Genomic DNA, 10,606 nt, shown 5'->3' on the forward strand with positions numbered 1-10,606 from the left:
ATAAAGAGTGATATGAAAAAAGAAAGATTGTTTTATTTAGACTTTATCAGAGCCATTTCGACTCTAATCATTGTCATTACGCATTATAACGCAGTGTTCTTTTGGGGACGAACGCCAGGAACAGAACTCTGGTCAAAATTAGTCACACCTAAAGATGTTTTCAATCTTTACATTGGAAATTTAGGTGTGTCGCTATTTTTCATTATATCTGGCGCTGCTATGATGTATGTCTATGGGCAAAAAGATAAAATTGATCTCAAGACCTTTTTTAAGAAAAGGTTTATGAGTCTATACCCAATGTTTTGGCTTGCTTATATCGCTTGTTTTTTGTATCTTTTTTATGTCAATAAAGGATTTTCAACTTCAGTGCCTTACTGGCGATTTATTTTCACAGTGATAGGATTTGATGGCTATTTATCAACATTTACATCGACTTTCTATCTATTGGGGGAATGGTTCTTAGGGTGTATTGTTTTGATCTATCTTGTGATGCCATTTTTAATTAAGGCGGTTAAAAAGAAACCATTGCTGACATTCGTGATTAGTCTGATTGTCTATATTCTCCTTGTCTTATTTTATAACCTACCTTTACCAATCAGTGTTGTTATATTCACAAGATTACCAGAGGTGATATTCGGCATGCTTTTTGTCGCTTATATCAAAAAGGTTAAGGTTGCGTACTTGTTACCTAGTTTAGCCGTTTTGGTATTAAATACAGTTTTAGCACCGCATATTAATGATAGCTTTCAAACCACGTATGTTGGGATTGCGACTTTTTTAGTATTGGTATTTATATCTCAGTTTTTCAAGTTTGCAGTGGCTGAAAATATCTGTTCAGAAATTGGCAAGTATTCTTATGCTATATTTTTAGTCCATCATCAAGTGATTAGTCAAATAACAAGTAAATTTAACCTAGATACTTTGACGCGAGGGAATAGTTATGTACTATTTCTGCTGTGTCTAAGTGTGACTTTTATCTTTTCTAAGATTTTGTTTGATACAGAAAAGTATTTAATGTCTCATGTTTTTAGAAAATAATTGTATAGAAGGTATCTTATGATGTCACGATCGAAAAAAAGTAGAGGAGAGAAACAAAAAGTAAAATTTTTAGTTAGCCTAGTAATGGTTATCATGACCTATATTTCTTTTTTAGTACATGTCTTACAGAAACTTGAGTTCTATTACTTTGATGCTGCTTTAGGCAATATTAAGATGCATACTCATTTATACGATGTATTATTAATGGTCGTCTGGGGTATCATATTGGGGCTCTCTGCTATTGATAAAAAAAAGCTTAAAAAAGTAGCTGTTTCAATTCTAGTAATGCTTGTCATCAGGACTACCATTATACTTGCCATGTTAGGTAAAATAATGGTAATAACAGACTTACTTTCTCTTGGATTTACCTCTATTGCTTGGCGGTTAGTTATATGTGTTGGAAGTGCTACCGCAGTACGAGTTATCTTTAAGAAACACCCCCAAAATCAGTGGGTGTTTTCTCCCGTTATAATGATGAGTTTTTTAGCTAGTCTTAACGCATTTGATTCCAACTTGGTATCAGCGGGATTAGCTAAATTTCACTCTTTGTTGAACGGTAGTACGATAGAACGTTTAAAAGATTTTAGACAAGTATTACCAAATATTCTTTCTATTTGGTGGCTGTTTGCAGCTTATTTGCTAGTGTCTTTTATCATATGTTACTTTATTTTTGATAAAGCAAAAATCTCTTTGTTAGGGCTAGTATCAGTTTTCAATGTTTATGCTTCTTATGCACTCATAAGCTATATATCAAGTGCTGAAGGTGTTTATCCGGACTATTTGATGTACTGGGTTAATATCTTTTTGATGAGTTTTATTTTTCTTGCAATTTATCAAATTCTTGGAAAAATTGTTTTAGCCAATATGGTATTCGTTGTTTTTTCATCGGTCTATGCGATTGCAAATTTTTTAAAAATCAAATATCGTCAAGAACCGATTATTCCAGCTGATTTGAAAGAAATTAAGAATGCAGTAGAGATTGTCAAGATGATTCCGTATCAAGTGGTGATATTAACGCTTGTTGGTCTGATTGCAATTATAGCAGTTTATATTTTAGTACTTAGAAAAAAAGAGTCAAAAACAAGATTAAAACTCTATCAAAGAGTTGTGGTTTTGACAGTATCTATTGCGAGCTTTATTTTGATTTCATTTTCTTTCGCCAATTCAAAGCTGGAAGATGAACCAGTATTGAATCAATTAATTGTCAAGTTGTTTTCATATCAGAATATAGATTACCAGGGTGTTTTGCCAGTTTCAAGAATAGATGGAGCGCTTGTAACCTTTGCTCAAATGGCTGTGCAAAGACAAATGACTGAGCCAGATGGTTACTCAAAGGCAAAAATGCTTGAAATTTATAAAAAGTATGAGAATGAGGCTAATCAGCTAAATCAAACGAGACAGAATAATTTTTCGGATAGCTCGGTTGTTTTTATTCTTAGTGAATCTTTTTCCGATCCAACTAGAATACCAGGATTAACTTTATCGGAAGATCCGATTCCTTATATTAGACAGTTGAAGCAAGAGACAACGAGTGGCCTGATGTTTTCTCTAGGTTATGGTGGCGGAACGGCTAATATTGAGTATGAAGCATTGAGTAGTTTTCCAATGACAAATTACAATGGCTCCTTAACGACACCTTTTAGTCAACTTGTGCCAGTACTGGATTATTTTCCAAATATCACGACCTCTTTTAAAGAGAAAAGTGGGATTCATTTATTTAGTTTAGATCTTTACAACCGTGAACAAGTTTGGCGAGATATTATTAAATTTAATCCAGTTATTGTAGGCGAAGATGGTGGGCGGATTGGCAACTCTCCTTATGTCAGAGATGATGCAACTTATGATGCGATTTTAAATCAACTCAAAGATCCATCTCAAGAAGGCGGTCAATATATCCACGCAGTCACAATTCAAAACCACTCTGCCTATACAGAAGGCTATTATAACAATGAGATAAAAGCTAGCAGTAAAACGCTTAAAAAAGATAGTCTAAAATCAATAGAGACTTATTCACAAGGCTTAAAGTATACTGATGATGCAACTAAGCGTTTTATCGATGAGATTAATCAGTTAAATAAAGATGTAACAGTGGTTTTTTATGGTGATCATTTACCAGGCATCTATAATTACAAAGATGGAAAATCAATTATTGATAAGAATTTTGCACTAGGTCATTTGACGGACTACTTTATCTACAATAATAAAAATAATCAAAAACTGGATTACCCGGTTGTTGCACCGTATGAATTTACAAGTCTTGCGATGACACAAACGAATGCAAAAGTGACGCCATTTTATGCGCTAATGACGCAGGTTCAAAATGAGTTGCCCGCTCTAGAAATTAATCGTTACATTGATAACGCACGTCATACTGGAACTTTGATGAGCTTATCTGGTACCCAACGTAATTTACTAGAAGATGTGAAAATGGTACAATATGATATATATAGTAACCATAATTACTTGGGACAGTCATTTTACCAAAAAGAATAGGAAATCATGTTATGGACTTTTTTAGTCGAAAAAATAGAATATTACTAAAAGAATTAGTAAAAACAGACTTTAAACTACGTTATCAAGGTAGTTTGATGGGGCATTTATGGTCAATTCTGAAGCCAATGATGCTTTTTACCGTTATGTATATGGTCTTTATCCATTTTCTAAGATTCGGTAGTGATGTGCCACATTTTGAAGTAGCTTTACTCTTGGGAATGGTCATGTGGACTTTTTTTCAGGAAACAACATCAATGGGACTCGTCTCAATTGTTTCACGAGGAGATTTGCTTAGAAAATTAAGTTTTCCAAATGAAATCATTGTCATTGCGGTTTCAATTAATGCGATGATTAACTTTCTGATCAATTTATTAGTTGTCTTTGTTTTTGCCATCATCAATGGTGTCAATATTAGCCACTATGCCTACTTAGCACCACTATTGCTAGTAGAGCTTTATCTCTTTTCACTCGGCGTTGCTTTTATTTTAGCAACACTCTTTGTTCGTTTTAGAGATATTGGACCGATTTGGGAAGTTATGATGCAAGCTGGTATGTACGCGACACCAATTATCTATCCGATTTCGATGGTTATGGGAAAAAGTCCACTAGCAGCTAAAGTGCTCATGTTAAATCCACTTGCTCAAATCATTCAAGATATGCGTTATTTGTTAATTGATAAGGCAAATGTGATGGTAAGTCAGTTGTTAGTTTGGAAATATGCCTTTATTCCTTATGTGATTCCTTTTATCATCTTTATCTTTGGTTACTTATTTTTCAAACACAACGCCAAAAAATTTGCGGAGATTATTTAAATGTCAGACAATATAGCAGTAAAAGTTGAACACGTAAGCAAACATTTTCGTCTCCCAACGGAGAGTTCATCTTCCTTAAGAACGACAATGGTCAACTATTTCAAAGGTATTAAGGGGTATAGAGAACAGCAAGTCCTGAAAGATATTTCTTTTGAAGTAGAAAAAGGCGACTTTTTCGGTATTGTTGGTCGAAATGGTTCGGGAAAATCAACACTTTTGAAGATCATTTCTCAAATTTATGTCCCTGAAAAAGGTTCTGTGACCATTGATGGCAAGCTTGTCAGCTTTATTGAATTAGGTGTCGGTTTTAACCCTGAGTTAACGGGGCGTGAAAATGTTTACCTAAATGGTGCGCTTTTAGGCTTCTCAATTGAAGAAATCAATGAGATGTATGATGATATCGTTGAGTTCGCAGAACTTTCTGAGTTCATGAATCAAAAACTCAAAAACTACTCCAGTGGAATGCAAGTACGCCTGGCCTTTTCTGTCGCAATTCAAGCTAAATCAGATATTCTGGTTTTGGATGAAATCTTAGCAGTAGGGGATGAAGCGTTTCAACGCAAAAGTCGTGAGTTTTTTGAAGAAATTAGACAAGATAAGAGCAAAACAGTTATTTTAGTAACGCATGATATGAGTGCGGTTCAGAGATATTGTAACAAAGTCATCTACATTAAAGATGGTAAACTTGAAAAATCAGAGAATTTACAAGAGATCACGAACCAATATTCAGAAGATAATTTGGAAAGTCGGTCCACACATCCTCGCAAGAAAGTAGAAGAGAAAACGCGAATTTGGCTTGAAGCCAAATCAAATCAAGTTTTGTCAGATTCGACAGATACGTTTGATTTTCTTGTTCATATAGAGAATAATGATGAAAGATATCAAAAAGAACAATTATATGTGTCTTATTCATTACATGATGAAAGACGTGGTGGCATTGCATTTGATAGTGGTCCAACACCCTTAACAGGGAATGAAATCGCCGCAAGCATACCTGTAAGAAATTTTCACAATACAGAGTTTAAGATAACCGCCTCATTGAGGAAAAAAGCTGATATTATCGATGCGATTAATCCGGATGGTACTGAAATGATTTCCTTTACTAAAAATGGTGATGATCTTCAATTTATTTTCCGAGATATCAAAGATAAAGCTGATTATGCCTTGTTGAAAGAAATCTAGCATTGGATAAGGCATATTGTCAGGATGACTGCTAGATTTTGGGGCTGTTTGTGCGAAGTAACATCAACAGGATAACTAGCCAATTATTTTAGGAGCGAGTAAAGTTATGGATAATCAAAGAAATCAACCCAAAGTAAGTGTTTTGATGGCAGTTAAAAACTCTGAAAAATTTGTTGGTCAAACGATTCAAAGTGTCTTGGATCAAACCTTTACTAATTTTGAATTTATTATTTTAGATGATGGATCCACCGATGCCTCAACTCAGATTATAAAACAATATGCTGAGGCAGATAGTCGGATTAAGGCGTTTTACCTCACATCATCGATTGGTATTCCATGTGGTTTCAAATATACAGTTGAAAAAGGTATGGGCGAATATTTGGCCCGTATTGATGGAGATGACTTTTGGGAGCCAAGTAAACTTGCCAAGCAGGTTGACTTATTAGATGAAAAACCAGAAATTGGTGCTTCTTCTACTTTTGTAACTATTGTTGATGAGCAAGGTGAGCCTTTGGATAATCAAGCATCACAAGGACGCTTGGCGCATTTTAATGCTCATAATAGATCGCATGAAGAATGGTTGAGAACTTTTGTGTTAGAAGGATCACGTTCAGCACATCCATCCATGATGGTCAGGAAATCAGTGGTTGATGCTGTTGGTAATTACAATCCCTTATTATGGCAACTCAACGATTTTGATTTATGGTTACGTATCCTTGCTAAATATCCAATTGAAATTATTGAAGAACCCTTGTTGAATTACCGCTGGTTTCCAGAAGAAGGCGGGAATGTCAGTAGTTACTCTGAAGCGGTGATGCATCGAACGATGTTTGAAGCATCAATCGTTTTTGATGATTATTTTGAAAAAGTACCAAATGAGCTATTCTATCTAGCTTTTAAGCAGGAAATTGATGCAGAATTTTCATTTTCAGATTATATGGAAGATGAAAAAACACTCATCAAATACTTGATACTTAGAACGATTCAAAGTGTTTCATGGTCACAGGATGCTATCCACTTAATCGCCCTAAATCAGTTAGGTAATGCCATTAAACATCATCAAGTGAGTGAGAGACTTCTAAAACAAGTGAATCTAACACCGATAGGTTTTATTCACTACGATGATTTTCCTATTTTCTACAATGGGGCTGAGGTTTCGCCAATAGCTGCTACGCAGAATCATTTGAATGACTTAAATGATTATTCAGAATCATTATTGAATCTATCAAAGGTATACGAGAGTAAAATCGACTATCTAGAAAAAACGCTTCAAGAAACGCAAGATTTGATGAAACTTTATAAAGAGCAAAAAGAGTATTACGAAGTGCAAATGGTCGAAAAAGAAGCACTAGAAAAAGAGTTAGAGGCTTATCATGCACGCCCTATTCGAGAAATGATTCGGAAAATTCGGGAGAAATAATGAGTTATAGTTAGACTTTAATCTGATGATGATTTAAAAAGACAATTGTATTATAAAAAACCTGAGGATGTGATCACAAATGAAGAAATTATCCATTATCGTTCCCTGTTACAACGAACAAGAAACAGTTGAACTTTTTATTCGAGAGATGGAAAAAGTAGAAACTGAAATGCCACTAAAATTTGAATATATCTTTATCAACGATGGTTCAAGTGATGAGACTCTGAGAGTTTTAAAAAATGCAGCAAGCTTGAAAGAAAACATTAATTTTATTTCTTTTTCAAGAAACTTTGGTAAAGAAGCTGCTCTCATAGCAGGTCTTAAAGCGGCAACAGGGGATTTTGTAACCGTGATGGATGTGGATTTGCAAGACCCACCTGAACTACTGCCTGAGATGTATCAAAAAATTCAAGATGGTTATGACATTGTTGGTACGAGACGTTCCGATAGGGTTGGTGAGCCAGTGATCCGGTCGTTTTTTGCTAAAAACTTCTATAAGATTATTAATAGCATTTCTGATGTTAAAATGATTGATGGTGCGCGTGATTTTCGGTTGATGACACGCCAGGTTGTCGATGCTATTTTAGAGTTAAATGAAGTGAATCGGTTTTCGAAAGGTTTGTTTTCGTGGGTTGGATTTGACACTTACTATATTTCTTATGAAAATAGAGAACGTTCTGCAGGAGAAACAACCTGGAATTTTTGGTCATTATTTAAATATTCACTTGAAGGCATTATAAATTTTTCAGAAACTCCACTTAATATTGCAACATTTGTTGGTATTTTGAGTTGTATCATCTCAATTTTTGCGATGCTTTACTTCTTTTTAAGCAACTTAATAACTAGAAATCCTGTACCAGGATGGCCGTCACTAATCTGTATCATACTTTTTCTGGGGGGATTGCAGTTATTCTGTTTGGGAATAGTTGGCAAATATATTGGAAAAATATTTTTGGAAGTGAAAAAACGACCTAATTATATCATCAAGGAAGCTAATTTAGATAAGTAAGCATTAATGATGGAAGAACGACGTTTGTTAGTATCAAATAATCACGAAGAAATAAGTAGAATAGGATGAGGTATGCAACGAGTTGATGGTGTTTTAAGAAAGATTTTATTTATATTACTAGGGTTAATCTCTATCTACTGGCTATATTGGTCAGTTAGATATATGTTTACAGATGTTTTTCCAATTATGAGTCGGGCGCTCTTTTTATCAGTTATTACTGTTTTGATTATCATTGGTTTCATGTTTTATACACCCCTTAAAGCTTTAATGATTAGAACTTCAAAATTCCTCTATACCTATCGTTATTGGGTAATCAGTATTTTGTTTGTAATCCAAGTTATTGTCTCTTTATTTGCACAGGCAATTGCCAATGGGGATGCTACGGTTTTATATAAAGTCGCAACCAATACCCCACTTGGAGGTGCAGGTGTTGCCAAATATTTTTCGGTCAATTCGAATAACTTTTTAATTGCTGTATTTTTCAAGATGATTAACCGTCTTGTCACAGCAAAATATACCATGCTAGCAGTTTCTATTTTAAATGCAGTGTTTATAGATGTGGGTATTTTACTACTGACTAGCTTATCAAAACAATTAAAAGACGAAAAATTAGCTCAAATTGTCTTTTTAGAATCTTTCTTTTTGTTTGGTCTTCAACCTCAGTTTTTATATTTTTACAGCGACCCTATTACCTTCTTTTTGATGAGCTTACTTTGCTATTTAGTCATCAAAAATAGAGAACGGTCAGGATTCATCAGATGGTTTATTATAGGTGTTATTTTCAGTATCGCCTATCAAGTTAGAATGCCAGTTTTTGTTTACTTGATTGCATTGGTAGTGGTCTACATTTACCAGTTGATATTTTCAAATGCCATTAAAAACTTCAAAAAAACTGCAGTAAAAAGCTTATTTGTTGTCATGGGGATTGTGGCGATGTCTGCAGGAGTTGAATATTATGCACAGCATCAACATTTTGCAGAATATGATAAGAAATATACGAGAAGTCTTTTGTACTATGTTGATTTAGGATTAACTGATACAGGATCAAATCACTATGCTCTTCCGCAAAATATTCTCTACCCTGAAACTGCGGAAAAGTTTGCGACTAAAGCTTATCTAGCACCACAGATTAAAGCAGATATTAAGAAAAGATTATCTGAGTATGGTTTATCAGGTCTCATCAGACATCAGAGTACTAAATTCAAGCTTTTCGTTCAAGATGGTAGCTTAGGCTGGACTGTTGAAAGAGTTTTGCAAGAACCAAATGTGATTCCAACTAAATTAACAAAATCAAAATTAGGTCAAAAAATCAGAGATATTGTCTATGTTGGCCGCCCCTACTATGCAAATTATGCACTCTATATGCAATTTGTTTGGATCATTGTTGTGTTTGGGTTGGTGAAATACTTTAAAAAGTATAAACATGTCTCGGATACCGAACTGGTATTACAACTTGTTTTATTTGGTGGGATCCTCTTCTTATCGCTATTTGAAGCAGGTAGAAGTCGCTATTTAATTCAGTTTTTACCAGCGATTATTCTATTGTCTTCCTTCGGATATCAAAAAAAGAAAATAGATTAGTTTAGGGAAATTGAAGATGAAACATATGAAAATGATTGTGGGTGCGTTATCAATTGTAGTGTTACTGATGGTTAGTATTCTAGTTTATAACAGATTGAATGGTCATTCGAATGTTGTGATACCTAAGTCAAGCCAAGTTAAACAAACTTCAACTTCTAAAACATTGAAAAAAAATCTTCGGAAGACATTCTTGATAAGAGTGACCAAACAGAGAGTTCTGAACCAGCAAAATCTGATAGTTTTGCTGCGGATCAGCATGTAACTGGACAAGAAATTAAGCTTGCGCGTCAAGAGCTAAAACGGGCAGGTATTGATACTGATAAATTGAGTGATGAGGAGATTTCAGTTTATATTGAACAAGCAAAGGTGGAAGGAAGGAGTATTGTTGAAGTCGCTAAAAGTTTTGGCAATATTTCGGATTAATTCTTCCAAATTAAAACAGATGTAAGTGCAGGTTTTCACAGTGTGACTATGCTAACCTGCATTTTTTTCTTAAATATAGTATTCTGATATTTCGAGATATTCTAATTTATGGTGCATTCATAAGATTCAAAAAATAGGATGAAGTTGAAAAAATCCTTCTATATAGTTCTTTTAAGAATACAAATTATTTTTTGTTTTAATGGAACACTATTAAAATATATTATTGTTTTGCCATTTTAGTGATAGTAAGATATAATAAAAGATGTGATTATCTATTGATAGTTTAATGAAATTGCATTAATTATTATAATTTAAATATCTTATCAATCACTAGAAGGAAGGATTATCTTATAAAAAAAATAGTGTTGCTCGTTGCTCTGGGCCTTTTAACGGGCCAGAGTACCTATGCAGAAGAAACGACATCGGTACCTGCAGCGCAGCTGTCTTCAAGTGAGATGGGTCTTCCTGAGTTAAGGGCACCTTTAATAACTACCAATTAATTCACCTCAAAATGAAATTAGAAAAAACACAGAAAACTAAGCATAGTCTACTGTGTTTTTCTTTATGTTACAGACGCCACTTGACTGTTTATTCTTATTTTAGACAGATTACCTCCATGTTTTGAGATTTAAACGTTTAACTTGTTCG

The 10,606-nt window shown here is 34.2% G+C and carries 7 protein-coding genes; all 7 read left to right on the top strand.

Features of this window, described 5'->3' with window-relative positions:
• Nucleotides 1-12: 12 nt before the first annotated feature.
• The 7 genes from HZR21_RS09500 to HZR21_RS09530 all read left to right on the top strand — a co-directional run bounded on the left by HZR21_RS09500 (nt 13) and on the right by HZR21_RS09530 (nt 9,535).
• Nucleotides 13-1,038, top strand: coding sequence for an acyltransferase family protein (locus HZR21_RS09500; protein ID WP_180747443.1), 1,026 nt, complete (start codon nt 13-15; stop codon nt 1,036-1,038).
• Nucleotides 1,039-1,059: 21 nt separating this feature from the next.
• On the top strand, nt 1,060-3,531 hold the full coding sequence (locus tag HZR21_RS09505; RefSeq protein WP_180747444.1) for an LTA synthase family protein: 2,472 nt from the start codon (nt 1,060-1,062) through the stop codon (nt 3,529-3,531).
• Nucleotides 3,532-3,542: 11 nt separating this feature from the next.
• Nucleotides 3,543-4,343, top strand: a complete 801-nt coding sequence (locus tag HZR21_RS09510) for an ABC transporter permease (protein WP_180747445.1) — start codon at nt 3,543-3,545, stop codon at nt 4,341-4,343.
• Nucleotides 4,344-5,525 (top strand): ABC transporter ATP-binding protein, encoded by a 1,182-nt coding sequence (locus HZR21_RS09515; protein ID WP_180747446.1) that lies wholly within the window; start codon nt 4,344-4,346, stop codon nt 5,523-5,525.
• Nucleotides 5,526-5,631: 106 nt separating this feature from the next.
• Nucleotides 5,632-6,945: a glycosyltransferase family 2 protein gene (locus HZR21_RS09520; protein ID WP_180747447.1), complete on the top strand. Its 1,314-nt coding sequence runs from the start codon at nt 5,632-5,634 to the stop codon at nt 6,943-6,945.
• A gap of 79 nt (nt 6,946-7,024) precedes the next feature.
• Nucleotides 7,025-7,954, top strand: a complete 930-nt coding sequence (locus tag HZR21_RS09525) for a glycosyltransferase family 2 protein (protein ID WP_180747448.1) — start codon at nt 7,025-7,027, stop codon at nt 7,952-7,954.
• Nucleotides 7,955-8,026: 72 nt separating this feature from the next.
• Nucleotides 8,027-9,535: a glycosyltransferase-like membrane protein gene (locus HZR21_RS09530; RefSeq protein WP_180747449.1), complete on the top strand. Its 1,509-nt coding sequence runs from the start codon at nt 8,027-8,029 to the stop codon at nt 9,533-9,535.
• Nucleotides 9,536-10,606 lie beyond the last annotated feature (1,071 nt).

This window comes from Pseudolactococcus laudensis (assembly GCF_013449735.1).
Classification (GTDB): Bacteria; Bacillota; Bacilli; order Lactobacillales; family Streptococcaceae; genus Pseudolactococcus; species Pseudolactococcus laudensis.

Coding starts and splice junctions, on each gene's coding strand:
- HZR21_RS09525 (WP_180747448.1), top strand. CDS start 7,025: ATGAAGAAATTATCCATTATCGTTCCCTGTTACAACGAACAAGAAACA.
- HZR21_RS09530 (WP_180747449.1), top strand. CDS start 8,027: ATGCAACGAGTTGATGGTGTTTTAAGAAAGATTTTATTTATATTACTA.
- HZR21_RS09515 (WP_180747446.1), top strand. CDS start 4,344: ATGTCAGACAATATAGCAGTAAAAGTTGAACACGTAAGCAAACATTTT.
- HZR21_RS09510 (WP_180747445.1), top strand. CDS start 3,543: ATGGACTTTTTTAGTCGAAAAAATAGAATATTACTAAAAGAATTAGTA.
- HZR21_RS09505 (WP_180747444.1), top strand. CDS start 1,060: ATGTCACGATCGAAAAAAAGTAGAGGAGAGAAACAAAAAGTAAAATTT.
- HZR21_RS09520 (WP_180747447.1), top strand. CDS start 5,632: ATGGATAATCAAAGAAATCAACCCAAAGTAAGTGTTTTGATGGCAGTT.
- HZR21_RS09500 (WP_180747443.1), top strand. CDS start 13: ATGAAAAAAGAAAGATTGTTTTATTTAGACTTTATCAGAGCCATTTCG.